Source organism: Streptomyces sp. NPDC001549 (assembly GCF_042894025.1).
Lineage (GTDB): Bacteria > Actinomycetota > Actinomycetes > Streptomycetales > Streptomycetaceae > Streptomyces > Streptomyces kutzneri.
The window spans coordinates 19435-45187 of record NZ_JBIAVJ010000023.1; the positions used below are offsets into that span (position 1 = coordinate 19435).

The window sequence follows — 25753 nt, forward strand, 5'->3', positions numbered from 1 at the left end:
GTGGACACCTTTGCTCTGGTCGTGACCATCGGTGTCGCGCTCGGCTTCACGTATACGAACGGTTTCCACGACTCGGCGAACGCGATCGCGACGTCCGTCTCGACGCGGGCGCTGACCCCGCGCGCGGCGCTGGCGATGGCGGCCGTGATGAACCTCGCCGGTGCCTTCCTGGGCAGCGGCGTGGCCAAGACGGTCAGCCAGGGCCTGATCGAGACGCCCACGGGCGCCACGGGCATGTGGATCCTCTTCGCGGCGCTGGTCGGCGCGATCGTCTGGAACCTGATCACCTGGTACTTCGGGCTGCCCTCGTCCTCCTCGCACGCGCTGTTCGGCGGCATGGTGGGCGCGGCGCTGGCCGGCGGGACGGAGGTGATCTGGTCGGGGGTCCTCGACAAGGTCGTCATCCCGATGTTCGTCTCGCCGGTGGTCGGTCTGGTCATCGGCTACCTGGTGATGGTGGCCATCCTGTGGATGTTCCGCCGGTCCAACCCGCACAAGGCGAAGCACGGCTTCCGTATAGCGCAGACGGTCTCGGCGGCCGCGATGGCCCTCGGCCACGGTCTGCAGGACGCGCAGAAGACGATGGGCATCGTCGTGATGGCTCTGGTCATCGCCGACGTGCAGAGCGCCGACGCGCCGATCCCGGTCTGGGTCAAGGTCGTGTGTGCCGTGATGCTGTCGCTGGGTACGTACGCGGGTGGCTGGCGCATCATGCGTACGCTCGGCCGCAAGATCATCGAGCTGGACCCGCCGCAGGGTTTCGCGGCGGAGACCACGGGTGCCTCGATCATGTTCGGTTCGGCGTACCTCTTCCACGCGCCGATCTCCACCACCCACGTGATCACCTCGGCGATCATGGGCGTGGGCGCGACCAAGCGCGTGAACGCGGTCCGCTGGGGCGTCGCCAAGAACATCATCCTGGGCTGGTTCATCACGATGCCGGCCGCGGCGCTGGTCGCGGCGCTGAGCTTCTGGATCGTGGACCTGGCGTTCGTGTAGTCCCAGGGTCCCCGGGGCCCAGGGTCCCCGGGGACCCGGACGAAAGCGGGCCGGCTCCCCCCACCCAGGGGGAGCCGGCCCTTTTCTTTCTTTCGCCTTGCGGTGGCACCGCCATGCAGCACCGCAGGACGTCTTGCCGTGCGGCGGAGCCGCACGGTGTCTCGTGGTTTAGCCGAAGCGACCCGAGATGTAGTCCTCGGTCGCCTGGACGGACGGGTTCGAGAAGATCCGGTCCGTGTCGTCGAGCTCGATGAGCTTGCCGGGCTGGCCGACGGCCGAGAGGTTGAAGAAGGCGGTGCGGTCCGAGACGCGGGCCGCCTGCTGCATGTTGTGCGTCACGATGACGATCGTGAAGCGCTCCTTGAGCTCGCCGATCAGGTCCTCGATCGCCAGGGTGGAGATCGGGTCCAGGGCCGAGCAGGGCTCGTCCATCAGCAGGACCTGGGGCTCGACCGCGATGGCGCGGGCGATGCACAGACGCTGCTGCTGGCCGCCGGAGAGGCCGGAGCCGGGCTTGTTCAGGCGGTCCTTGACCTCGTTCCAGAGGTTGGCGCCCTGGAGCGACTTCTCGACTACGTCCGTGAGCTCGGACTTCTTGAAGCTGCCGTTCAGCCGCAGGCCCGCCGCCACGTTGTCGAAGATCGACATGGTGGGGAAGGGGTTCGGGCGCTGGAAGACCATGCCGACCGTGCGGCGGACCGCGACGGGGTCCACGCCGGTGCCGTACAGGTTTTCGTCGTCCAGCAGGACCTTGCCCTCGACGCGACCGCCGGGGGTGACCTCGTGCATGCGGTTGAGGGTGCGCAGGAAGGTGGACTTGCCGCAGCCGGAGGGGCCGATGAAGGCCGTCACGGAGCGGGGCTCCACGGTCATCGAGATGTCATCGATGGCCTTGTGGGTGCCGTAGAAGGCGGACAGTCCGGAGACGTCGATTCGCTTCGCCATGAGGGGTCACTTCGCTTTCATAAGTCGCGTCAGCGACCGGTCTTCGGGGCCTTCCAGCGGGCGATGCCGCGGGCCACCAGATTGAGGATCATGACGAAGGCGATCAGGACGAGCGCTGCGGCCCATGCCCGGTCGTAGGAGGCTTCACTGCCGACCTTGTACTGCTCCCAAATGTAGAGCGGGAGCGAGGACTGGGCGCCTTCGAAGGGGTTGCCGTTGATCAGCTGGGAGCCGAAGACCAGCAGCATGATCGGGGCGGTCTCGCCGGCGATGCGGGCGACGGCCAGCATCACACCGGTGGAGATACCGCCGATGGCGGTCGGGAGCACGACCTTGAGGATCACGCGCCACTTCGGCACACCGAGGGCGAGGGCGGCCTCGCGCAGCTCGTTCGGGACGAGCTTGAGCATCTCCTCGGTGGAGCGGACCACGACCGGCATCATCAGGATCGACAGGGCCATGGCGCCGGCGAAGCCGGACGGGCCGAAGCCGAGCATCAGGTTCCAGGTCGTCAGGATGAACAGGCCCGCGACGATGGAGGGGATGCCGGTCATGACGTCGACGAAGAAGGTGACGGACTTGGCGAGGCGGCCCTTGCCGTACTCGACCAGGTAGACGGCGGTCAGCAGGCCGATGGGGGCCGCGATCAGTGTGGCGAGGGCGACCTGCTCGATGGTGCCGAGCAGGGCGTGGTAGACGCCGCCGCCCTCGTCGAAGCTGGTCACGCCGTTCATGGAGTGGCTGAGGAAGTTGGCGCTGAGGAGCTCGATGCCGCGGCTGATCGTCGTCCACATGAGCGAGAGCAGCGGGATGACGGCGAGGACGAAGCAGACCCACACGAGGGAGGTCGCGACACGGTCCTTGGCCTGGCGGCGGTTCTCGACCACCGCGCTGGCGGTGTACGTGACGGCGATGAAGAGCAGTGCCGCGAGCAGACCCCACTGGACCTTGCTGTCGAGGCCGAAGGCGAGGCCGATGCCGCAGCCGAGGGCGATCGAGAGGGCCGCGATGCCGGCCGGGGCCCAGCGGGGCAGGCCGCCGCGGGTGAGGGAGGCGGGGGCGGCGGACTTGCGGGCCCGGGTGGGCCGCTGGTCCTGGATTGCGTGGCTCATCAGGCGTTCGCCCCCGAGAAGTCCTTGCGGCGAGCGATGATCAGGCGGGCTGCACCGTTGACCAGCAGGGTGAGCAGGAAGAGGACGAGACCGGAGGCGATCAGCGCGTCGCGGCCGAACTCGTTGGCCTCGTCGAACTTCGCGGCGATGTTCTGCGCGAAGGTACCGCCGCCCGGGTTCAGGATGTGACCGGAGATCAGGAAGCTCGGGGAGAGGACGGTCGCGACCGCCATGGTCTCGCCGAGCGCGCGGCCGAGGCCGAGCATCGAGGCGGAGATGACGCCGGAGCGGCCGAAGGGCAGCACCGACATGCGGATGACCTCCCAGCGGGTCGCGCCGAGGGCCAGGGCGGCCTCCTCGTTCATGCGCGGGACCTGGAGGAAGACCTCACGGCTGACGCTGGTCACGATCGGCAGGATCATGATCGCGAGCAGGATGCCGACGGTGAAGAGCGAGCGGGCGACGCCGACCTGGGTCTTCTCGAACACGTACGTCCAGCCGAGGTACTCGTCCAGCCAGAGGTTCAGGCCGTTGAGCTGCGGGACGAGGAAGAGGGCGCCCCAGATGCCGTAGATGATCGACGGCACGGCGGCCAGCAGGTCGACCACGTACGCGAGGGGCGCGGCCAGCTTGCGCGGCGCGTAGTGCGAGATGAACAGGGCGATGCCGACAGCGATCGGGACGGCGATGGCCATCGCGACGATCGAGCTGATGACGGTGCCGAAGAGCAGGACGGCGATGCCGAAGACGGGCGGGTTGGCCGACGCGTTCCAGTCGAAGGTGGTGAGGAAGTTCCCCTCGTTCTTCGACAGGGCGATCGAGGCGCGGTAGGTGAGGAAGGCGGCGATCGACGCCATGATCACCAGGAGCAGGATGCCGGAGCCCTTGGAGAGCCCGGCGAAGATCTTGTCACCGGCGCGACCGGTGGATCCTCCGCTACGGGTGACAGGCGGAGCCGTGTCTATCTGGGTGGGTGTGGTGGAAGCCATGGTCTTTCCGGTCTGTGTGGGGGGCAGGCCCCCTGGCGGCGGTGCACCGGATTCCCCCGGGTGGAGGGGAAGGGTCCCCGAGGTGTCGGATGCCCGGACGGGGGCGGCCGACACCTCGGGGGTCAGCATTTAGCCGAGGGTGTTGATGACCTCGCGGACCTTGGTGTTGATCTCGGCCGGGATCGGCGCGTAGCCGTTCTCGAGGAGGACCTTCTGGCCCGCGTCCGAGGCGGCGTAGTTCAGGAAGGACTTCACGGTCGGGAGCGTCTCGGCCTTGTTGCCCTTGTCGCAGACGACCTCGTAGGTCACCAGGACGAGCGGGTAGGCGCCCTCGGCCTTGGTGGTGTAGTCGAGCTTGAGGGCCAGGTCGGAGCCGGTGCCGGCGATCTTGGCGGCGGCGATGGCCTTGGAGGCGTTCTCACCGCTGGCCTTGACCGGGGCGGAGGCACCCGTGTTCAGGTCGACGGTCTTGATGCTCTGCGAGCTGGCGAAGGAGAGCTCGAAGTAGCCGATCGCACCGTCGACCTGCTTGACCTGGGCGGCGACGCTGGAGGAGCCGGAGGCCGACTGACCGCCCGGGGCGGCCCACTTCTTCGCGGCCTCGTACGGCCAGGCGTCGCCCGCGGTGGCCTTGAGGTACTTGGTGAGGTTCTCGGTGGTGCCCGAGTCGTCGGAGCGGTGGAAGGCCTGGATGGCGGTGGAGGGAAGCGTGACGCCGGGGTTCAGCTTCTTGATCGCCTCGTCGTCCCACTTCTTGATCTTGTCGTTGAAGATGTTGGCGACCGTGGCGGCGTCGAGGTTCAGCTTGTCCACGCCGGCGACGTTGAAGCCGAGGGCGATGGGGCCGCCGACCATCGGGAGGTCGATGCCCTGGCCACCGGTGCAGATCTTCTTCGACTCCTCGACCTGCTCCGGCTTCAGCGCGGAGTCGGAGCCGGCGAAACCGACCGTGCCCTGGTTGAAGGCGACGATGCCCTCACCGGAGGAGGAGGACTTGTAGTTCACCTCGACGCCGGAGCAGGCGGCCATGTAGTTCTTGATCCACAGCTCGATCGCGTTCTTCTGCGCGGAGGAGCCGGAGGCCAGGAGCTTGCCCTTGGCGTCGTCGCACTTGATGTCGCCCGCGGCGGCCGCGGAGGGCTTCGCCGAGCCGTCGGCGGTCTTGGTGTTGTCGTCCGAGCCGCACGCCGTGAGGACCAGGGCGCCGGACACGACAAGCGCGCCGAGGGCGGAGGCACGAAGCATGTTCTTGCGCTGAAGCTTCACTTTTCGGGTGTTCCTTCCAGAAGCCGCCGGCCGCTTTCTGGATCGGGGCGGCGTGCGAAGAGGACTGCGTCGGTTGTGCGCGGCTGAGCTGCTCGACCTCCGGGCGACTCGCTCCGTGCATCACCGAAATTAGGCAGAACAGGTGAAGCAGCCGACCGGGCCGAGTGAACGGATGGTGAACCGTGGCGGACGACCCGGTGCGTCCCGGGCCGGTCGCACACAGTCGTCATCATCCGTTATCCGCACGTTATCGCGGCGTGACCGCGGGCTCGGGAAGCCAGAGATGCTGGAATTCGAGACGGGCCGCCTCGACCTCGTGGCGCTGGTCGGCGTGCAGGACGCCCAGGGCGTAGGCCGTCGCCGGGGCGATGCGCGGGGTGCGGGCCGCCGTCGCCGAGGCGGTCGCCGCCTCGGCCGCGTCACGGTGGCGGTCCAGGGCCTCGCCCGCGGCCGCCGGGCGGGTCACGTCCTCGCCGAGCGCCTCCCGCGCGTACCGGTGGACCCGCAGCAGGCGGCGGACCTCGTGCCAGAGCCCGTCGTGGTCCGCGTTGTACGGATGGGCCCCGTCGACCGGGGGCAGCGCCGCGACCGCCGCCGACAGGCGGGTTTCGGCCACGGCGGCCAGCGGGACGAGTACCTCCGCCACCCGCCCCCGGGCCGCGACCGCGTCCAGCGGGACCTCCGAGGCGAGCACCGCCACCGCGTCCGCCACCGCGTGGAAGCGGGAGGAGCCGAGCGCCTGGAGGGTGGCCGAGTGGGCGCGCGTACGGGCCAGGGTCAGCTGCCGTTCCAGCAGTGCGCCGGCCCGCGCCGAGCCCACCGTCAACGCGCCGGCCGAGCCGCGCGGCGCCGGCAGTTCCGGGGACCCCGACAGCCGGTGCAGGGCGTCCATCAGGCGGGTCAGCCGGGCCGCGTACGCGTGCTCGTCGGCCAGGGTCGAGGACAGCCACACCAGCTCGGTGCGCAGCCCGTCGGCCCAGGCGGACTCGGTCACCATCCGGAAGGTGGCCAGGGAACCGCTGATGCGGCGCGCAGCCCCCCGCAGGCTGCGCGCCGCGTCGCTTCCTTCGGCGGCCCCGCTCGCTGTGCCTTCATCGTGTAGGCGCAGCGCGCGCAGGAAAGCGGTGGCCTGGGCGCGCAGGTACGCGCCGAGCACGGCACCTGCGTCCGCCGTCGCCGTAATCGGGTCATGGTTTGGCTGAGCCACGCCGGCGCCTCCGGGCGTCTATGAGCGTCTCCTGTACGTGCCGCAGCGGCTGGCCGTCCGCATCCGTGCTGTGCCGGGTCCACTCGCCGTCCGGGCCCAGGTGCCAGGAGGAGGTGGCGTCGGACATCCCGGTTTCCAGCATCCGGTCCAGTGCCGCGCGGTGGGCCGGGTCGGCGACCCTGACCAGTGCCTCGATACGGCGGTCGAGGTTGCGGTGCATCATGTCGGCGCTGCCGATCCACACCTCGGGTTCGCCGCCGTTGCCGAAGGCGAAGACCCGGGAGTGTTCCAGGAAGCGGCCGAGGATCGAGCGGGCCCGGATGTTGTCCGAGAGCCCGGGGACTCCGGGGCGCACGGCGCAGATGCCGCGCACCCAGATGTCGACGGGCACTCCCGCCTGGGAGGCCCGGTAGAGCGAGTCGATGAGGGCCTCGTCGACGATCGAGTTCATCTTGAGCCGGACGTAGGCGGGGCGGCCGGCCTTGTGGTGGGCGGCCTCCTTGTCGATCCGCGCTATCAGTCCGTCCCGCAGCGAGCGGGGTGCCACCATCAGCCGGCGGTAGGTCTCGCGGCGCGAGTAGCCGGACAGCCGGTTGAAGAGGTCGGAGAGGTCCGCACCGACCTGCGGGTCGGCGGTGAGCAGGCCGAGGTCCTCGTAGAGCCGGGCGGTCTTGGGGTGGTAGTTGCCGGTGCCCACGTGCGAGTAGCGGCGCAGCGTCTCGCCCTCCTGGCGGACGACGAGCGACAGCTTGCAGTGGGTCTTGAGGCCGACGAGCCCGTAGACGACGTGGCAGCCGGACTCCTCCAGCTTGCGCGCCCACTTGATGTTGGCCTGCTCGTCGAAGCGGGCCTTGATCTCGACGAGTACGAGGACCTGCTTGCCGGAGTCGGCGGCGTCGATCAGGGCGTCCACGATCGGGGAGTCGCCGGAGGTGCGGTAGAGCGTCTGCTTGATGGCGAGGACGTCCGGGTCGGCGGCGGCCTGCTCCAGGAAGGCCTGCACCGAGGTGGAGAAGGAGTCGTACGGGTGGTGCAGCAGGACGTCCCGCTCGCGCAGGGCGGCGAAGATGTCGGGCGCGGACGCGGACTCGACCTCGGCGAGGTCGCGGTGGGTGCCGGCGACGAACTTCGGGTACTTGAGCTCCGGGATGTCCAGCGAGGCGATCCCGAAGAGGGCGGTCAGGTCCAGCGGGCCGGGCAGCGGGTAGACCTCGGAGGCGTTGACCTTCAGCTCCTGCACCAGCAGGTCCAGTACGCCCGGGTCGATGGACTCCTCGACCTCCAGGCGCACGGGCGGGCCGAAGCGGCGCCGCATGAGCTCCTTCTCCAGGGCCTGGAGCAGGTTCTCGGCGTCGTCCTCCTCGACCTCCAGGTCCTCGTTGCGGGTCACCCGGAACATGTGGTGCGCGAGCACCTCCATGCCGGGGAACAGCTCCTCCAGGTGCGCGGCGATGACGTCCTCCAGCGGGACGTAGCGCTGCGGGGAGGCCTCCAGGAAGCGGGAGAGGAGCGGCGGGACCTTGACCCGGGCGAAGTGGCGGTGGCCGCTGACGGGGTTGCGTACGACCACGGCCAGGTTCAGGGAGAGGCCGGAGATGTACGGGAAGGGGTGCGCGGGGTCCACGGCCAGCGGGGTCAGCACCGGGAAGATCTGGTTGCGGAACAGGGTGAAGAGGCGCGCCTGCTCCTTCTCGGTCAGATCGGGCCAGCGGATGAGGTGGACGCCCTCCTCGGCGAGTGCCGGGGAGATGTCCTGCTGGAAGCAGGCGGCGTGGCGGGCCATGAGCTCGCGCGAGCGCGTCCAGATGAGGTCCAGCACCTCGCGGGGCTGCAGGCCGGAGGCCGAACGGGTGGCGACACCTGTCGCGATACGCCGTTTGAGGCCGGCCACGCGCACCATGAAGAACTCGTCGAGGTTGCTCGCGAAGATCGCCAGGAAGTTGGCGCGCTCCAGCAGGGGCGTCGTCGGATCCTCGGCGAGCTCCAGCACCCGCTCGTTGAAGGCGAGCCAGCTGCGCTCCCGGTCGAGGAAGCGTCCCGGCGGGAGCTCGTCGCTGTCCTTGTCGTCGTAGGCGTCCAGATCCGCGTCGAGATCGGGCTCCAGGTCGACGTGCGGGCGGTGCGCCGAGATGGAACCTATGCGGGCGTGGGCTCCGGTGACGGACCGGCCGGGGGCGGCGGGGGTGTGAGACGGGTGCTGGGCGGGGACCTCGGTGGGGCCTGCGCTGGGCTGGTGGCTCATGACTCCATTCTTCCGCGCACGCGGGAGGACAGGCACGTCGGAAGAGTCGGCCGTCAGTCGGAGTCGGGGCTGCATTGGGGGAGAGTCGCAAGCGCGTCTGAATGCCTGGTTAATGGCGTGTGGCTTCCCGGGTCCGGATGGCGCACGAGTCGCCTCCCGGCGGGGGTGCGGGGGCCGGTGCGCCCCGGCGTGCGCGGCCCCTGCGGGGGGCTCGGCCTTGGGTTCCCCGGGTCCGGGCGCTGCCCGGACCCGCGCCTCGATCGCCGGCGGGGCCGAAAGATCGGGGCTCCGCCCCGGACCCCGCGCCTCAAACGCCGGCGGGGCTGAAGGTGGTGGCGGGGCGGAAGGATCGGGGCTCCGCCCCCGGACCCCGCGCCTCGAACGCCGGCGGGGCTGAAGGTGGCGGCGGGGCGGAAGGATCGGGGCTCCGCCCCCGGACCCCGCGCCTCAAGCGCCGGCGGGGCTGAAGGTGGCGGCGGGGCTGGATTTGGCCCGGCGGGTCTGAGTCTGGCCCGGCGGGGGTGGAAGGGGCGGCGCGGGGGAACGGGTCAGCTTTCCGTGCGGTACATCAGGTCGACCTCGTGGGTGGTGAAGCCGAGGCCCTCGTACACGGCCAGGGCCGCGGGGTTGTCGGCGTCCACGTAGAGCATGGCCGTCGGCAGGCCCTGGGCCGCCAGGTGGCGCAGGCCGATGGCGGTGAGGGCCTTGCCGAGGCCGCCGCCCTGGGCGCCCGGGCGGACGCCGACCACGTAGACCTCGCCCAGCAGCTCCGCCGCGTGGACCTTCGTCCAGTGGAAGCCGACGAGCTCGCCGTCGCGCTCCGCGAGGAAGAAGCCCTTGGGGTCGAACCACGGCTGCGCGATCCGGTCGTCCAGGTCGCGCTGGGTCAGCGAGCCCTGCTCGGGGTGATGGGCGAAGGCGGCGGCGTTCGCCGTGAGCCAGGCCGCGTCGTCGGCGCCGGGCACGAAGGTCCGTACGGTCACCCCGGGCGGGAGCACCGGCTCCGGCAGCGGGTCCCCGCCGGCCAGCGGCCGGCGCAGCTGGCGCAGCTCGCGGAAGAGGGTCAGGCCGAGGACCTGCGCGAGGTGCCGGGCGGCCGACTTGCCGCCGTGCGCCCATACCCGCAGCCGCTTGCCGGAGGCGGCCAGCAGGGCCGTGCCCATGGCCCGCCCGTGCCCGCGACCGCGCAGGGCCGGGTGCACGACGAGCTCGGCGGCCGGGGCCTCCACCGGGTCGGTGTCCTCCAGTTGCCCGTAAGCGGAGAGCCGGCCGCCCTCGGTGAGCAGGAAGTGCCGGATGCCCTCGCGCGGTCCGCCGCGCAGCTGGAGCCGTCCCTGTTCGGACACGGCGGTGGTGCCGTCCGTACGCGCCGCGTCCTCGATGAGTTCGAGTACGGCGATCGCCTGTTCCTCCGTCAGCTCGTCGAGAGTCTGAATCTGCCGTCCCGGCTCCAGGGCCGCTGCTGCGTCAGTCATGGCACGAGCCTACGACCGTCACGGGGGAGGGGCGGAGTGCGGGCGCGAGGTCGGTCCTTCTTCTGCGCGTAACCAACGCGATACCGCTACCCCCTGGTAGAGCTACGCGCGTTGACCATAGGCTTCGGCGGACCTCCCATGTCTTACCTCTGTCACATAAGGGGACTAAATGTCAGCGACGCCACAACGGCACCGCCGAACCCGCCGGTTGACCCTCACCGCCCTCGCCGTCACGGCCGGGGCCGGGGCCATGGTCGCCGCCGCACTTCCGGCCGGTGCCGCGAGTGGTGGCGGTGCGGCCAAGAGCCGGACCGTCGATGTGCAGATGCTGTCGTTCAACGACTTCCACGGCACGCTGGAGCCCCCGCAGGGCTCTTCCGGCACCGTGACCGAGCGTCAGGCCGACGGCACCACCAAGGCCATACCCGCGGGCGGTGTCGAGTACCTCGCGACCAGCCTGCGCGAGGCCCGCAAGGGCCACGAGTACTCCGTCACGGCCGCGGCCGGTGACATGATCGGCGGCAGCCCGATGCTGTCCGGGCTCTTCCACGACGAGCCGAGCATCGAGGCGCTGAACAAGATCGGCCTGGACGTGTCCAGCGTCGGCAACCACGAGTTCGACGAGGGCAAGACCGAGCTGCGCCGCATGGGCTACGGCGGCTGCCACCCGGTCGAGGGCTGCTTCGAGTACGGCAAGGAGTTCACCGGCGCCGAATTCCAGTACCTCGCCGCGAACGTCACGGACGAGAAGACCAAGCGTCCGCTGATGTCGCCCACCTACGTCTGGAAGAAGGGGGACGTGAAGATCGGCTTCATCGGCGTCACCCTGGAGGGCACTCCGGACGTCGTGACCGCCGAGGGCGTCAAGGGCCTCAAGTTCGGCGACGAGATCGAGACGATCAACAAGTACGCCGCCGAGCTGAACAAGCAGGGCGTGAAGTCGATCGTCGCGCTGATCCACGAGGGCGGCCTGCCCGCCAGCGGCGCGTACAACTACGACTGCAACGTCCCGGGTGCCGGCGCCGGCATCTCGGGCGCGATCGTGGACATCGCCAAGAACGTGGACGCCAAGGTCGACGCGCTGGTCACCGGCCACACGCACCAGGCCTACGCCTGCAACATCCCGGACCCGGCGGGCAACCCGCGTACGGTGACCTCGGCCGCCTCCATCGGCCGCCTGTTCACCGACACCACCCTCACCTACGACCGGCAGACCAAGGACATCGTCCGTACGCCGGTCACCTCGCCGAAGCCGGTGAACAAGATCGTGGGCCGGGACCAGCCGAAGGCCCCGGACATGACCGAGCTGATCGACCGCTGGAAGGCGCTGGCGGCCCCGATCGCCAACCGTCCGCAGGGCTTCATCTCGGCCGACATCCCCGGCCGCGGTTCCGAGGCGCCCGAGAAGCCGCTCGGCGACCTGATCGCCGACGCGCAGCTCGAAGCGCTCGCCCCGGCGGACAAGGGCGGCGCGCAGCTGGCCGTCATGAACCCGGGCGGCATCCGCTCGGACCTCGCCTACAAGGCCTCGGGTGACGAGGGCGACGGTGTGGTGACGTACGGCGAGTCCTTCACGGTCCAGCCGTTCACCAACATGATGAACATCGTGGACCTGACCGGCGCGCAGCTGATCACCGCGCTCCAGCAGCAGGTCAGCGGTCCGGTCAACGGGCCGAACCCGAAGATCCTGCAGGTGTCGAAGGGCTTCACGTACACCCTGGACATGACGAAGGCGGGCGTGGACCGCATCGTCGTGGACTCGGTGAAGCTGAACGGCGCGCCGATCGACCCCGCCAAGACCTACCGGGTCGCGATGAACGAGTTCCTCGCGGGCGGCGGTGACGGCTTCACCGTCCTGAAGGAGCACAAGAACAAGCTGGTGGGCGCGTCCGACCTGGACTGCTTCAACGCCTACCTGACGAAGAACTCCTCGGCGGCGGCCCCGATCGCCCCGTCGGCGGCGAACCGGATCACCGTCATCAAGTAGCACCGCGTGCGGTAGTCCCGGAGGGGGCGGCGGGCCACGGGCCCGCCGCCCCTTCGGCATTTCCCGGTGCACCGCCGTGGCGCGGGGATCAGGCGGATCAGAGGGTGGACAGGAACGTCCCGACCGCGGTGTGGAAGCCGTCCGGGTCCGTGAACGGTACGAAGTGGTCGCCGTCGAGGGCCGCGTACGAGGCCTTCGGGCGCCGGGCGACCATCGCGTCGGCCACGGCCCGGGTGAGGGCCTGGCTGCGGGTGCCGTGGATCAGTAGGGCCGGGCAGGTGCTCGCGAGCCAGGCGTCCCAGTGGTCGCCCCGGCAGGCCTCGATGGAGTCGAGCATGTCCTGAGGGTGGAACGGCAGCCGCCAGCCCTCGCCGGAGGGGAGCGGGCGCAGGGCCTGCTCGACGAACTGGGCGCCCACCGGCCCGGCGGCTTCGAGGAGTTCCCCGCGGGTGGGGGCGGTGTACCGCATGCCGTGCAGGAAGTCGAAGAGGGGGCCCTCGGTGGTGGGGTGGATCTCGACGGTGGCGTCGACGTCGGCGAGTGCGGAAATCCGGTCGGGGTGGGCGGCGGCGAGGTGGTAGGCGTTGAGGCCGCCGAGGGAGTAGCCGAGGAGGGCGACGGGGGCGTCCAGGCCGAGGTGGTCGAGGAGGGCGACGGCGTCGGAGACGTAGCCCTCGCGGCGGTAGTGCGGGGCCCGGTCGGAGCTGCCGTGGCCGCGCTGGTCGGGGGCGATGACCCGCCAGGCGTCGCCGAGGTGCGCGGCGAGTCCGGCGAAGGCGAGGCCCTCGGACAGTCCGCCGTGCAGGGCCAGCAGTGGGCGGCCGGTGCCGCCGGAGTCCACGTAGGACAGGGTGCGGTCGTCGATCTTCATCTCGTGGCGCTGCATGGTGGTCCTCCCCGTTTCGCCGGTCTTCCGATCTCCCGGTGCCTGCAGCCTGCCAGGATTTGGGCAAGCGCGCAATACGTTTGTCTTGGGCGCTTGCCTCAATGGGGCACGGCTACGATCCCCGCATGGGAAATCGCGAGGACCTGCTGGCCGGAGCCCGGCGCTGCCTGGAGGAGAAGGGCTACCTGCGCACGACCGTGCGCGACATCGCCACGGCCTCGGAGGTGAGCATGGCCGCGATCGGCTACCACTTCGGATCCCGGGAGGCCCTCCTCAACCAGGCCCTGTTCGCCGCCATGGAGGAGTGGGCCGCGGGGTCCGGCCGCCTCACCGGTGAGGGCGAGACCCCGGGGGAGCGCTACGCCGACACCTGGGACCGCAAGATCCGCGACTTCGGCGAGATGCGCTGGCTCTGGCTGGCTTCCGTCGAGGCATTCGTCCACGCGCAGTCCTCGCCCGAGCTGCTCGCGATCCTCGCCGAGGGGCAGCGCCGAAACCGGCGGATGGTGGCCGCGGCCCTGCGCGGGGTGCCGCAGGAGGAGGTCTCCGAGGCGGACGTACGGGCCCTCGGCTCGATGCACATCGCGCTGCTCAGCGGGGTGATGGTGCAGACCCTGACCGATCCGGAGCAGGCGCCCGACGGCCGGGAGCTCCTCCAGGGGCTGCGGTCCATGGTCGAGCTGCTCGAAAGCTGACCGCTACCGACAGGTAGCAAAGCTGACGTGTGCACGCCATAATCCGGCCATCACCGGGTCGGCAAAGGGGCGGGCATGGGCATCGGCATGGGCATCGGCATGGGCACGGTCACGAGAGCGCGCATGGACCGGCGGGCGTTTCTGGCCGGAGCACTGGCCGCGGGCGCGGCCGTCGGACTGGGAGCCGCACCCGCCTCGGCCGCCGCACTCGGCACCCAGGACTGGATGGCCGGCCTCGGCGACTCCACCGCCCTCCAGCGCATGACCATCCCCGGCACCCACGACTCCGGAGCCACCAAGGGCGGCCTCTACGTCGCCTGCCAGAACACCTCGATCGCCCAGCAGCTCGATTCCGGAATCCGCTTCCTCGACATCCGCTGCCGGGTCGCGGGCGGCTCATTCGCCATCCACCACGCGGCCTTCTTCCAGGACCTGATGTTCGGGGACGTCCTCGTCGCCTGCTGGAACTTCCTCGCCGCGCACCCCTCCGAGACCGTCCTGATGCGCGTCAAGCAGGAGTACTCCGGGGAGAGCGACGCCACCTTCCGCGCCGTCTTCGACGACTACCTGGACAACCGCGGCTGGCGGCCCCTGTTCCGGATCGCCGGCACCCTGCCCACCCTGGGACAGGCCCGCGGCAAGGTGGTCCTCCTCGCCGACAACGGCGGCCTGCCGGGCCTGCGCTACGGCGACGGCAACGTCTTCGACATCCAGGACGACTACAACACCGAGCCCTTCGCCAAGCGCGGCCGGATCGAGAACCACTTCCGCAAGGCCGTCCAGCAGCCCGGCAAGCTCTTCGTGAACTACGTCAGCACCGCGGCGTACATGCCGCCCCGCTGGAACTCCGACCGGCTGAACCCGCAGGTGCACTCCTTCGTCGACGGCGGGGAGCTGGTCGGCCGGACCGGGCTCGGCATCGTCCCGATGGACTTCCCGAACACCCGCTCCGGCCTGGTCGCCTCACTGATCCGGCACAACTGACAAATCGGACGGCGGCGGAGTCGGCGCCCCCGGGATGCGGAGCACCGCCTCCGTGCCCGGGCCGCCGTCGGCCGCCGCCCGCAGTTCGGCGCTGCCGCCGGCCCGCGCCGTCGTACGGGCCACGATCGACAGGCCCAGCCCGCTGCCGGGCAGGGCGCGGGCCGGCTCGGACCGCCAGAACCGCTCGAAGACGTGCGGCAGGTCCTCGGCCGGGATGCCCGGACCGTGGTCCCGTACGGTCAGCTCGCCCGCCCGCAGCGTCACCGCGACCGTGCCACCCGGCGGGCTGAACTTCACCGCGTTGTCCAGGACGTTGACCACCGCCCGCTCCAGCGCGGCCGCCTCGCCCCGTACGTACCAGGGCCGCAGGTCCGAGTCGAAGCGCAGCTCCGGACCGCGCAGCCGGGCCCGGGACAGCGCGGCCCCGGCGATCTCGTGCAGGGCGACCACCTGGAGCGGGCTCCCCGCTCCGGCGTCCGGCCGCGACAGCTCCTGCAGGTCGCCGATCAGCGAGGCCAGCTCCGTCATCTGCGCCTTGACCGAGGCCAGCAGCTCCCGCCGGTCGTCGGGCGGAATGGCCCGGCCGGTCTCCTCGCTGCGCGCGAGGAGCTCGATGTTGGTGCGCAGCGAGGTCAGCGGGGTACGCAGCTCGTGCCCCGCGTCCGCGATCAGCTGGGCCTGGCGCTCCTGGGAGGAGGCGAGGGCCGCCGTCATCGAGTTGAAGGACCGCGACAGGCGGGCGATCTCGTCGTCTCCGGCGTCGGGGATCCGTACCGTCAGGTCCTCGGTGCGGGCGATGTGCTCGACCGCGTCGGTCAGTTCGTCGACGGGCCGCAGTCCCGCACGGGCCACCCACAGGCCGGCCGCGCCCGCGCCGACCGCTCCGACGCCGCAGACCAGGAGCAGCACCCAGGCCAGGGTGGACAGCGGCTTGTCGATATCGGCGAGCGGTTTGGCGATGGAGACGCCGCCGAAGACCTCGCCGGTGTTGGGGACCACCACCGGGATCGTGTAGACGCGCATCTCGACGCCCTCGGGGGTCGTCACGGTCTGCAGGGTCTTGCCCCGCTTGCCCGCCGCGATCTCCTTGTCGGCCTTGGTCACCGGCAGGGCGGTCGGCCCGGCGACCCAGCAGTGGCTGCCGTCGGGCAGGACGATCTGGACGGTCGCGCTCAGGTTCCCGGCGATCTGCTGCAGGTCCTGCTGCGGCGGCGGGAGGCAGTACTTCTGCATCAGGGTCCGGCTCACCTCGGCGCCGACGTTCGTCGCCTCCAGGGAGCGGTCGAGCTGCTCGCGCAGCTGGGTGCGGACCATCACCCAGGACACCGCCGCCACGGCCGCGACCGCGAGCGCCACCGCCACCGTGACCAGCAGGGCGAGGCGGGAGCGCAGCGGCAGCGCGCGGAATCTGGCCGCCGGCCTCACTCCGGCCCGCTCTCGCCGGCGCGCAGGGCGTAGCCGACCCCGCGCACGGTGTGGACGAGGCGCGGCTCGCCGCCCGCCTCGGTCTTGCGGCGCAGGTACATCACGTACACGTCCAGGGAGTTGGAGCTGGGCTCGAAGTCGAAGCCCCATACGGTCTTGAGGATCTGCTCGCGGGTCAGGACCTGGCGCGGGTGCGCGAGGAACATCTCCAGCAGCGTGAACTCGGTCCGGGTCAGCTCCACCGGCCGCCCGGCCCGGGTGACCTCGCGGGTCGCGAGGTCCATGCGCAGGTCGCCGAAGGTCAGGGCGTCCTCGTGGCTCTCGCCGGCGGCCTGCGAGGCGGCGTAGGAGCTGCGGCGCAGCAGGGCGCGGACGCGGGCGAAGAGCTCGTCGAGTTCGAACGGCTTGACGAGGTAGTCGTCGGCGCCCGCGTCGAGGCCGGTGACGCGGTCGCCGACGGTGTCGCGGGCGGTGAGCATCAGGATCGGTGTGACGCTGCCGGAGGCCCGCAGCCGGCGGGCGGCCGTCAGCCCGTCCATCCGGGGCATCTGGATGTCCAGGACGATCAGGTCGGGTGCGTACGAGGCCGCCCGGTCGAGGGCGTCGAGCCCGTCGACGGCGGTCTGCACGGCGTACCCCTCGAAGGCGAGACTGCGGCGCAGGGCCTCGCGTACGGCCGGTTCGTCGTCGACGACGAGGATCCGCGCTTCGCCTTCGGCGGGATTCATGGATGGGTCTCCCAGGGGTGGTGGTCGGCCGTGGAGTGCGGCACGTGACGGCGTCTCCAGCCTCGCACGGGTGGGTCAGAAGCCGGTGCCGAAGCCGTTGGCGGCGGAGCCGGCGCCGGAACCGTTGCCCGTACCGGAGGAGCCCGCGCCGCCGGGGCCGCCCTTGCGCAGGGAGTCCAGGTCGGCCTTGATCGTGTCGACCGGGATGGCGAAGCCGAGGCCGACGCTGCCGGCGGCGGAGTTGCCGGAGGCGGGGGAGTAGATCGCCGACGGCATGCCCACGATCCGGCCGTTCATGTCGACGAGGGCGCCGCCGGAGTTGCCGGGGTTGAGGGAGGCGTCCGTCTGGAGGGCCTTGTACGAGGTGGTGTCGGAGCCGGTGTCCCCGTTGAACTGGCGGCCGCCGAAGGAGAACGGCCAGCTGTCCTCGCCCTGCTGCCGGCTCTGCGGGGCCTGCTGCTCCGACTTCGGCACCTTCACCTCGCGGTTCAGCGCGGAGACGATGCCGCTGGTGACGGTGCCGGTGAGGCCGTCGGGCGAGCCGATGGCGACGACCTGGTCGCCGACCTTGACGCCGCCGGAGTCGCCGAGCGTGGCGGGCTTCAGCCCGGAGGCGCCCTGGAGCTTGATCAGGGCCAGGTCCTTGTCGGGGTCGGTGCCCACGATCTTGGCGGGGTACTTCTTGCCGTCGCTCATCGTCACCCGGATCTCGGCGGCGCCGCTCACCACGTGGTTGTTGGTGACGATCTCGCCGTCGGCGGTGAGGACGATGCCGGAGCCGGTGCCCTGGCCGGAGCCGGTGCGGACGTCGATCCGGACGACCGAGGGGCTGACCTGCTCGGCGACGCCGGCGACGGTGCCGGAGCTGGACTGCGAGACGTTGGTGCCGTTGACCCCGCCGGTGCTGCCGGCCTGCCGGTCCATCAGCTGCTGGACGGCGGCCGCGGTGCCACCGCCGACCAGGGCCGCGGCGAGCGCGACGGCGGCCAGCAGCGCGACGGGCCGCTTGGCACGGGGTGCGGGGGCCGCGGCGTGGGCGGGCCGGCCAGGGCCGCCGCCCTCACCGCCGCCGCCCGCGGCCGCCGGGACCGTCTCGCCCAGGATGACCGGCGGCCGGTGCGCCTCGTGCCAGCCGGGCGCGGCCGGCGGGTACGAGGGCGGCGGCGGGTAGGCCGCCGCCCCGGCCCCGGCTCCGGCTCCGGCCTCCTGTGCCAGCCTGTCCCGCCCGCGCTGCCAGTCCTCGCCGAACGGCGCGTGCTGGGCCGGGCTGTTCTCCTGCGGGTACTCGCCTTCGCGGCGGAAGCTGTCGGTCATGACAACGACTCTGGCCGGAGATCATGAGAGCTTCCTGAGTCAGGCCTGAGAAGCCCGACAGAACCGCCTGCGACCGACATGAGAACCGGCCTTGACCCTCGACCTGGTGGAGGTCCCAGAGTCACGGGTGTGGAGAGCGAGATGCACAGCATTGGCGAGATGGGCCGCGACAGCGGGCTGGGCGTGAGCGCGTTGCGCTTCTACGACCGGGCGGGCGTCCTGCCGCCCGCCCGGGTGGATCCGGCGACCGGATACCGCTGGTACGCGCCCGAACAGCTCGACGAGGCCCGGCTGCTGGCCCGGCTCCGGCAGGCGGGGATGCCGCTCGCGGACGTCCGGCTGGTCCTGGCGGCCTGGTCCGGCGGGGACACCGGCCTGGTGCCCCGGCTGCTGGACGGGCACCTGCGGCGGCTCGAACGCGAGCTCGCCGATGCGCGCGGCGCGCTCTCCGCGGTACGCGCCCGACTCGGACCCAAGGAGAGCACCATGACCACCACCACCCGCACCGCCCGGCTGACCGTGCCCGCCAGGGAGTTCGCGGCCGCGCTGGACTCCGTACGCTTCGCCGTCGGGACCGACCCCGAGCTGCCGGTGCTCGGCGGGATCCTCTTCGACGTGGAGGGGGAAGACCTGCACGTCGTGGCCACCGACCGCTACCGGATGGCCGTGGCCCGCGCCTCCACCACCGGCCACGGCGGCGAGCGCGTCCAGCTGACCGTGCCCGCCCCGCTCGTGGACGCCATGCGGGCCCTGCTGACCGGCGACTCCCCGGCCCGGCTCACCGTCGACGGGGACGCGATCGAACTGGAGACGCAGGGCCACCGGGTCGCCGGGCAGGGCCTGGGCGAGGAGTTCCCCGACTACCGCCGCCTGACGCGGCTCCCCGAGGGCCGCCGCATCCCGCTGGACGTGCCGGCGCTGCGGCAGGGCCTGGCCGGACAGGACGGCGAAAGGTGCGCCCTCGTCCTGACGGACACGGTGTCCGTCGCCGACGACGCCTGCGAGTCCGGCTTCGAGTCCGGCTACGGCTCCGGCGTCGACGGGGACCGGGTGGGGGTCAACCCCGCCTTCCTCCTCGACGCGCTCGCCGTCGGGGACGACATGCTGCTGGAGTACGTCGGCCCCAAGGCCCCGCTGGTGCTCCTGCGCCCCGGCACCGAGGACGCCTTCTCCCTGCTGATGCCGTGCACGCTGGACGCGTGACCCGCGCTCAGCGGCAGCCGCAGGAGCGGCGGATCACCAGCGCCGACGGGAACTGCTTCAGCCGTTCCCGTCGGGAGCCGGCCACGCGCAGGCCGTCGTCCAGGACCAGGTCCACGGCCGCGCGGGCCATCGCCGGGCGGTCTGAGGCGATCGTGGTCAGCGGCGGGTCGGTGAGGGCGGCTTCCTTGACGTCGTCGAAGCCCGCGACGGCCAGTTCCCCGGGCACGTCGATGCGCAGCTCGCGCGCGGCGCGCAGCACACCGATCGCCTGGTCGTCCGTGGCGCAGAAGATGGCCGTCGGCCGGTCGGGCCGTGCCAGGACCTCCAGGGCGACCCGGTACGCGTCGTAGCGGTTGTACGGGGCCTCGATGAGCCGGCCCTCGACCGAGCGGCCGGACTCCTGCATGGCCCGGCGCCAGCCCTCGACGTGGTCGGCGACCGGGTCGCCGACGGACGGGGTGTTCTCGACGCCGCCGATGCAGGCCACGTACTCGTGCCCGTGCTCCAGCAGGTGGCGGGTGGCGAGCTGGGCGCCGCCGATGTCGTCCGTGACGACGGCTACGTCGTCGATCGCCTCCGGCCGCTCGTGCAGCAGCACGACCCGCGCGTCCCAGGCCTCGATCTCGCTGGCGGCCTGCTCGCTCATGCCCTGGCTGACCAGGATCAGGCCCGACACCCGCATGCCGAGGAAGGCCCGCAGGTAGTGGACCTCGCGCTCGGTGCGGTAGTCGGAGTTGCCGACCAGCACCATTTTCCCGCGCTCGGCGGCGGCCTGTTCGACCGCGTGCGCCATCTCCGCGAAGAACGGCTGGCGGGCGTCCGGGACGATCATGCCTATGAGGTCGGTGCGCCGCGAGGCCATCGCCTGGGCGACCCGGTCCGGGCGGTAGCCCAGCTCCTTGATCGCAGCGAGGACACGCTCGCGCGTGGCCGGGGCAACCGGCCGGGGTCCGTTGTTGATGACGTAGCTCACGACGGCGGTAGAGGTACCCGCAAGTCGCGCCACGTCGTCCCGCGTCACCTTGGCCACGCGCGGCAGTCTACGCGGGGTGACCTACCTCTGGGCAGGGCGTCCTGCCGAGTGGATGCTCACAACGCGTTGGGCCGATCAGGTGACGGACGAAGCCTGCTGCGCGGTGGTCTGCGCGGCCGTCTGCGGTGCCGTCTGCGCGGCGGCCTGGGCCGCGGCCTTGGCCGCCGCCTGGGCCGCGGCTTCCGCCGCCGCCCGCTCGACCTTCTCCGGCGTGACGAAGCGGTAGCCGACGTTGCGGACCGTGCCGATCAGGGACTCGTGCTCGGGGCCGAGCTTCGCGCGCAGCCGCCGTACGTGCACGTCGACGGTCCGGGTGCCGCCGAAGTAGTCGTAGCCCCACACCTCCTGCAGCAGCTGGGCGCGGGTGAAGACCCGGCCCGGGTGCTGCGCGAGGTACTTGAGCAGCTCGAACTCCTTGAAGGTGAGGTCCAGCACCCGCCCCTTGAGCTTGGCGGAGTACGTGGCCTCGTCCACCGACAGGTCGCCGTTGCGGATCTCCATCGGAGAGTCGTCCGAGCCCAGCTGCTGGCGGCCGGTGGCCAGTCGCAGCCGCGCCTCGACCTCGGCCGGTCCCGCGGTGTCCAGGAGGACGTCGTCGATGCCCCAGTCGGCGGTGACGGCCGCCAGGCCGCCCTCGGTGACGACCAGGATCAGCGGACAGCCGGGCCCGGTGGAGCGGAGCAGCTGGCACAGCGACCGCACCTGCGGCAGGTCGCGGCGGCCGTCCACGAGGATGACATCGGCTCCCGGGGTGTCCACCAGGGCGGGGCCCTCGGCCGGGGCGACCCGGACGTTGTGCAGCAGCAGGCCGAGGGCGGGCAGCACCTCGGTGGACGGCTGCAGGGCGTTGGTGAGCAGCAGGAGTGAGCTCACGACCGACCACCTGCCCGGGTCGGACGGTGGTGCACGGTTCGCTGGTCCATCACGTCGGTTCCTCCTCGGTCCCGTCGAGGACATGCGTGGTACTGCTTCGTACGTCTTGCCCGGCGTCCCGGCGGTCCCCGCGCCCTGGGGTCCGCATGGATACCACTGTTCTCGGTTCGTTCAACGTGCTGAAAGCACAAAAGGACCCGGGGGCAACGTTGCCCGGATCCTCTCGCCAAGCAGAATAGCCCACCCGTCGATGCGTGGCCGAGGCTTCTTCCTCTTCCACTTCTGTGGTTCATGCCACGCTCCCGCCCTGCGTATGCCCAGGTTTCACCGGATCGGGGGCCCGCCGACCGGTACCTCGGGGCCGCCCGGGCGCACACCCGGCGCGTCGGGGCACACCGGGGTCAGCGGTGGGAGGGGCCATCATGGAGGCCGACGGTAGAGAGCCGACGATAGGAGCAGCAGTGGCAACCGGAACCATCCGCTACTGGGCGGCGGCCAAGGCCGCGGCCAAGACGGCGGAGGAGCCGTACTCGGCGGGCACACTGGCCGAGGCGCTCGACGCCGTGCGGGAGCGCCACCCCGGGGAGCTGACCCGGGTCCTGCTGCGCTGCTCCTTCCTCGTGAACGACGAGCCTGTGGGCAAGCGCCCGCATGATTCCGTCCCGCTGACCGAGGGGGGCACCGTCGAGGTGCTCCCGCCGTTCGCGGGCGGGTGAGCGGGAGCCGATGAGTACCCCTGAGGAACAGCAGCGCCGGCAGTACGCGCAGCAGCACCAGCAGCACCAGCAGCAGGAGGACCCGTACGGGACCCAGACCTGGCAGTCCGACACCTGGGACACCAGCTACCAGCCGGTGCATCCGCCGCTGGGCGCGGTGCCCGGGCAGCCGGTGGCGCCCGAGGGCTGGTTCCGCGAGGAGGCCCCGGCGGCCCCTGCCGCCCCGGGCCCCTGGCCGGACGGCTCCACCCCTGCCGCCGGCGGCTACGCCCCGGCCCCCGAGCCGTACCAGCAGCCGGTGGCTCCGGAGGGCTGGTTCCGGGACGAGGCCCAGGCGCCCGCCGCGGCTCCGGTCCAGAACTGGCCGCAGGGCGCCGAGACGGCCTACCTGCCGCCGTACTCGGGCCCCGGGCACGACCAGCAGTACCAGCCCCGGCAGGAGCACCAGCAGCAGCCGGTGGCTCCGGAGGGCTGGTTCCAAGATGCGGTCCAGGCCCAGGCCCAGGCCCCTGCCGGGGCTCCGGTCCAGGACTGGCCGCAGGGCGCCGAGACGGCCTACCTGCCGCCGTACCCGGGCCCCGGGCACGACCAGCAGCCCCAGCAGCACCGGCCCCGGCAGTCGCCGCCGGTCGAGGAGACCGCGTACATGCCGCCGGTGGTGGACGCGCCCGCCGCCGGACAGTCCGCCCGGGGGTACCTCCCAGCGGTAGCCGGGGGACTGCCGCCCCAGGCGGCGGCCACCCCGGGCGAGGACCCGGCCGAGGCCCCCGGCGAGCCGCAGGAGATCACCTCCTGGTCCCCGCCCACCCTCGCCGGCAACACGCTGCGCGCCGTCGACCCCGCCCAGGCGCGCGCCGAGGGCCGGTCGCCGATCATCGACCCCGGTCCGCAGTCGGCCATACTGACCGCGGTCCTCGGGCTGCTGCTCGCCGTGGCCGCCGCCCTCGGGCAGTACGCCCTGCTCCTGCCGCTGATCGCCCTGCAGGGCCTCACAGCGGCCGGCTGGTTCCGCCTCAACGGCATGTGGCCAGCCCGCCAGGGCATCGCCCTCGCCTTCGCCGGAGCCGTCGTCGCCGACGTGGCCGTGCTCGCCGTCGACCCCATGCACGGACCCGGCGCGATCGTCGGGACCCTCGGCGCCTGGGTGCTGCTCACGCTCGTCCTGCAGCTGCGCAGCCACGCCGATCCCGACGAGCGGATGTACGGGCTGATGGCCTCGGTGGCCTCGGCCGCCCTCGCCATCATCTGCGCCGGCTATCTCGCGGCCGATTCCGCCGCCGCCACGGTCGGCGCCGCGGCCGTCGCGGTCGCCGTCTTCGCCCGTGCGCTGCCGCTGCCCACCGCCCCCTCGGTCGGCGTCTCGCTGGCCGCGGCCGCCGGCGCGGGCATCGCGGTCGGCGGGCTGACCCCGGTCGGTACGGGCGGGGCGCTGATCGGCCTCGTCGCCGGGGTGTGCGCGCTGGTCGGGCTGCGCGTGGCGGCGTACGACTACCCGTCGAAGTTCGTGCACATGACGGCCGGTGTGGCCCTGCCGCTCGCGGCGGCCGCCCCCGCCGTGTATCTGATCGGCCGGGTGGTGGGCTGATCCCTGCCTGACGACGGGCATGGTCAACTAGAACGCACGTACCGATTAGTAGGGGGAGGGAACGTGCGTTTCCTGCGCGTCGTTGTGATCATCGGAGTGGTTCTGGGGGCCCTGTTCGTGGGCGTGGACCGCTGGGCTGCGAGTTACGTCGAGAACCGGCTGGCCGACCGAATACAGGCGCGGCAGGGCCTGGCCGGTTCCTCGGAGGTGGAGGTCCACGGCTTCCCCTTCCTGACCCAGGTGCTCAGCCGCGACCTCGACCGGGTCGACCTGAAGCTGCGGGGCGTCGAGATCACCGCCGAGGACCGCAAGACGCGGCTGTCGGAGCTGGACGCGAGCTTCCGGGGCGTGAAGCTGAACGGTGATTACAGCGGCGGCACCGCCGACCGGGCCGAGGGCAGCGCGCTCATCACGTACGCCGACCTGACGGCGGCCTCCCAGACCGGCGCGACCCTCTCCTACGGCGGGGCGCCGGGCAAGGTGAAGGTCACCGCGACCGTAAACGTCTTCGGCAAGACCCTGACGCACGGCGTGGTGTCGACCGTCACCCTTGAGGACGCGCCGGGCGGAAAGGGCGGCAAGATCGTCCGCGTGCGTGCCGACGAGGTGCCCGGCGGGGGTGTTCCGCTGGTCGAGAAGGAGATCCGGAAGAGGACCGACTTCGACCGCGATCTCGGCAGCGGCATGCCGGCCGGACTCCAGCTCTCGTCCCTGACCTCGGACGAGGCTGGTGTGCACCTCACGCTGGGCGGCACGAACGTGGTGGTGGCCGGATCGTGAGACAGCGCGGTCCGATCCGCAGAAGGACGGGCCGCACGGCAGGCCCCGGGGGCGGCGAGACGGCCGCCCGGGGTCCCCGTATCCCAATATTCGGACGATCCTGTCTCGCTATATGACACGCCGGTGACAGGGCGGCTGATTCGTCCCTACGATCCATGGCTATGAAGCATCAGCAGGCGGACCTCACGAAGCGACGGGCAGTTGACCTGTGTCGCGTCGCCGCCATGCTCTGTCGATCCATGTGAACTGTGAGCGCATCCGCTCCATCGACCGGACGACGGCCCCACGGCCCTTCCCGCGTGACCGCACCAGCCTCCTGAACCCCTGACGCCTCCCCGCGCAGGATCTCGAGCGCACCCGCAGGCACGCAGTACGCGTTACCAGCACAGCCCCGCCGCACACTGCCCCGGAGGAGAACACCATGAGCCGCAGCGACGTCCTCGTAGACGCCGACTGGGTCGAGGCCCACCTGAACGACGCCGACGTCGTCATCGTCGAGGTGGACGAGGACACGTCCGCGTACGACAAGAACCACATCACGAACGCCGTCCGGATCGACTGGAAGAGCGACCTCCAGGACCCGGTCCGCCGCGACTTCGTGGACCAGGAGGGCTTCGAGAAGCTCCTCTCCGCCAAGGGCATCTCCAACGACGACACCGTCGTCCTCTACGGCGGCAACAACAACTGGTTCGCGTCCTACGCCTACTGGTACTTCAAGCTCTACGGCCACCAGGACGTGAAGCTCCTCGACGGCGGCCGCAAGAAGTGGGAGCTCGACTCCCGCGACCTGGTCGACGGGAACGACGTCCCGAACCGCCCGGCCACCGAGTACAAGGCCAAGGCCCAGGACACCTCGATCCGCGCCTTCCGCGACGACGTCGTGGCCGCGATCGGCTCCCTGAACCTGGTCGACGTCCGTTCGCCCGACGAGTTCTCCGGCAAGCTGCTCGCGCCGGCGCACCTCCCGCAGGAGCAGTCGCAGCGTCCCGGCCACGTGCCGAGCGCCCGCAACATCCCGTGGTCGAAGAACGCCAACGACGACGGCACCTTCAAGTCGGACGACGAGCTGACCGCCCTCTACCAGGCGGAGCAGGTCGACCTGGCGAAGGACACCATCGCCTACTGCCGCATCGGTGAGCGCTCCGCGCTCACGTGGTTCGTGCTGCACGAGCTCCTGGGCCAGGAGAACGTCAGGAACTACGACGGTTCGTGGACCGAGTACGGCTCGCTGGTCGGCGTGCCGATCGAGCTCGGCCCCAACAAGTAACCAGACGAACGACCGGGCACGCGACGCCCTCGTAGTACGAAC

Annotated in this window: 23 protein-coding genes; 10 read left to right on the top strand and 13 right to left on the bottom strand. The window is 71.4% G+C overall.

Annotation, left to right across the window (positions count from 1 at the left end; genetic code table 11):
- A complete protein-coding gene (locus ACFY04_RS30945; protein ID WP_389121786.1) occupies positions 1-999 on the top strand; it encodes an anion permease in 999 nt (332 codons plus the stop codon).
- Positions 1000-1167: 168 nt separating this feature from the next.
- On the opposite strand, the gene pstB is transcribed toward ACFY04_RS30945, so the two are convergent.
- From pstB to mshD, 7 genes are all read right to left on the bottom strand, one after another.
- The gene (pstB, locus tag ACFY04_RS30950; protein WP_383201001.1) at positions 1168-1944 is read right to left on the bottom strand and encodes a phosphate ABC transporter ATP-binding protein PstB; all 777 of its coding nucleotides are present in this window, start codon (positions 1942-1944) and stop codon (positions 1168-1170) included.
- 29 nt (positions 1945-1973) lie between these two features.
- Positions 1974-3056, bottom strand: a complete 1083-nt coding sequence (gene pstA, locus ACFY04_RS30955) for a phosphate ABC transporter permease PstA (protein ID WP_389121788.1) — start codon at positions 3054-3056, stop codon at positions 1974-1976.
- Positions 3056-4045: a phosphate ABC transporter permease subunit PstC gene (gene pstC, locus ACFY04_RS30960; protein ID WP_389121790.1), complete on the bottom strand. Its 990-nt coding sequence runs from the start codon at positions 4043-4045 to the stop codon at positions 3056-3058. The genes pstA and pstC overlap by 1 nt, the downstream gene beginning before the upstream one ends.
- A 129-nt stretch (positions 4046-4174) precedes the next feature.
- Entirely contained in the window at positions 4175-5311 is a 1137-nt protein-coding gene (gene pstS / locus ACFY04_RS30965) for a phosphate ABC transporter substrate-binding protein PstS (protein WP_373045644.1), read from the bottom strand.
- A gap of 247 nt (positions 5312-5558) precedes the next feature.
- Positions 5559-6518: a CHAD domain-containing protein gene (locus ACFY04_RS30970; RefSeq protein WP_389121793.1), complete on the bottom strand. Its 960-nt coding sequence runs from the start codon at positions 6516-6518 to the stop codon at positions 5559-5561.
- Complete coding sequence (locus tag ACFY04_RS30975; RefSeq protein WP_389121795.1) at positions 6499-8760, bottom strand: RNA degradosome polyphosphate kinase; 2262 nt, start codon at positions 8758-8760, stop codon at positions 6499-6501. The genes ACFY04_RS30970 and ACFY04_RS30975 overlap by 20 nt, the downstream gene beginning before the upstream one ends.
- 548 nt (positions 8761-9308) lie before the next feature.
- A complete protein-coding gene (mshD, locus tag ACFY04_RS30980) occupies positions 9309-10235 on the bottom strand; it encodes a mycothiol synthase (RefSeq protein ID WP_389121796.1) in 927 nt (308 codons plus the stop codon).
- A gap of 169 nt (positions 10236-10404) precedes the next feature.
- Between mshD and ACFY04_RS30985 the strand changes: the two genes are divergently transcribed.
- Entirely contained in the window at positions 10405-12222 is a 1818-nt protein-coding gene (locus ACFY04_RS30985) for a bifunctional metallophosphatase/5'-nucleotidase (protein ID WP_389121799.1), read from the top strand.
- 97 nt (positions 12223-12319) lie between these two features.
- On the opposite strand, the gene ACFY04_RS30990 is transcribed toward ACFY04_RS30985, so the two are convergent.
- The gene (locus ACFY04_RS30990; RefSeq protein ID WP_389121800.1) at positions 12320-13108 is read right to left on the bottom strand and encodes an alpha/beta fold hydrolase; all 789 of its coding nucleotides are present in this window, start codon (positions 13106-13108) and stop codon (positions 12320-12322) included.
- A 125-nt stretch (positions 13109-13233) separates the two neighbouring features.
- Between ACFY04_RS30990 and ACFY04_RS30995 the strand changes: the two genes are divergently transcribed.
- Positions 13234-13803, top strand: coding sequence for a TetR/AcrR family transcriptional regulator (locus tag ACFY04_RS30995; protein ID WP_389121803.1), 570 nt, complete (start codon positions 13234-13236; stop codon positions 13801-13803).
- Positions 13804-13878: 75 nt separating this feature from the next.
- Complete coding sequence (locus ACFY04_RS31000; protein ID WP_389121805.1) at positions 13879-14787, top strand: phosphatidylinositol-specific phospholipase C; 909 nt, start codon at positions 13879-13881, stop codon at positions 14785-14787.
- On the opposite strand, the gene ACFY04_RS31005 is transcribed toward ACFY04_RS31000, so the two are convergent.
- The 3 genes from ACFY04_RS31005 to ACFY04_RS31015 form a co-directional block, all read right to left on the bottom strand.
- The gene (locus ACFY04_RS31005; protein WP_389121808.1) at positions 14767-16212 is read right to left on the bottom strand and encodes an ATP-binding protein; all 1446 of its coding nucleotides are present in this window, start codon (positions 16210-16212) and stop codon (positions 14767-14769) included. The two genes, ACFY04_RS31000 and ACFY04_RS31005, sit on opposite strands and share 21 nt — an antisense overlap.
- A complete protein-coding gene (locus ACFY04_RS31010; protein WP_389121811.1) occupies positions 16209-16940 on the bottom strand; it encodes a response regulator transcription factor in 732 nt (243 codons plus the stop codon). Before ACFY04_RS31010 ends, ACFY04_RS31005 begins: the two co-directional genes overlap by 4 nt.
- A 75-nt stretch (positions 16941-17015) precedes the next feature.
- Complete coding sequence (locus ACFY04_RS31015) at positions 17016-18254, bottom strand: S1C family serine protease (RefSeq protein WP_389121813.1); 1239 nt, start codon at positions 18252-18254, stop codon at positions 17016-17018.
- A 141-nt stretch (positions 18255-18395) separates the two neighbouring features.
- On the opposite strand from ACFY04_RS31015, the gene ACFY04_RS31020 reads away from it, so the two are divergent.
- Positions 18396-19457, top strand: coding sequence for a MerR family transcriptional regulator (locus ACFY04_RS31020; protein ID WP_389121816.1), 1062 nt, complete (start codon positions 18396-18398; stop codon positions 19455-19457).
- Between the two features lie 7 nt (positions 19458-19464).
- On the opposite strand, the gene ACFY04_RS31025 is transcribed toward ACFY04_RS31020, so the two are convergent.
- Both ACFY04_RS31025 and ACFY04_RS31030 read right to left on the bottom strand, forming a co-directional pair.
- Entirely contained in the window at positions 19465-20487 is a 1023-nt protein-coding gene (locus ACFY04_RS31025; protein ID WP_314254132.1) for a LacI family DNA-binding transcriptional regulator, read from the bottom strand.
- Between the two features lie 78 nt (positions 20488-20565).
- A complete protein-coding gene (locus ACFY04_RS31030) occupies positions 20566-21363 on the bottom strand; it encodes a response regulator transcription factor (protein ID WP_389121817.1) in 798 nt (265 codons plus the stop codon).
- Positions 21364-21824: 461 nt separating this feature from the next.
- Between ACFY04_RS31030 and ACFY04_RS31035 the strand changes: the two genes are divergently transcribed.
- The 5 genes from ACFY04_RS31035 (at position 21825) to ACFY04_RS31055 (ending at position 25711) form a co-directional block, all read left to right on the top strand.
- A complete protein-coding gene (locus ACFY04_RS31035; RefSeq protein WP_030387258.1) occupies positions 21825-22079 on the top strand; it encodes a MoaD/ThiS family protein in 255 nt (84 codons plus the stop codon).
- A 10-nt stretch (positions 22080-22089) separates the two neighbouring features.
- Positions 22090-23664: a hypothetical protein gene (locus ACFY04_RS31040; protein ID WP_389121819.1), complete on the top strand. Its 1575-nt coding sequence runs from the start codon at positions 22090-22092 to the stop codon at positions 23662-23664.
- A gap of 63 nt (positions 23665-23727) precedes the next feature.
- On the top strand, positions 23728-24444 hold the full coding sequence (locus tag ACFY04_RS31045) for a DUF2993 domain-containing protein (RefSeq protein ID WP_389121820.1): 717 nt from the start codon (positions 23728-23730) through the stop codon (positions 24442-24444).
- A gap of 161 nt (positions 24445-24605) precedes the next feature.
- Positions 24606-24689, top strand: a complete 84-nt coding sequence (locus ACFY04_RS31050) for a putative leader peptide (protein ID WP_350206375.1) — start codon at positions 24606-24608, stop codon at positions 24687-24689.
- A gap of 176 nt (positions 24690-24865) precedes the next feature.
- A complete protein-coding gene (locus ACFY04_RS31055; RefSeq protein ID WP_389121822.1) occupies positions 24866-25711 on the top strand; it encodes a sulfurtransferase in 846 nt (281 codons plus the stop codon).
- The last annotated feature ends 42 nt before the right edge of the window (positions 25712-25753 follow it).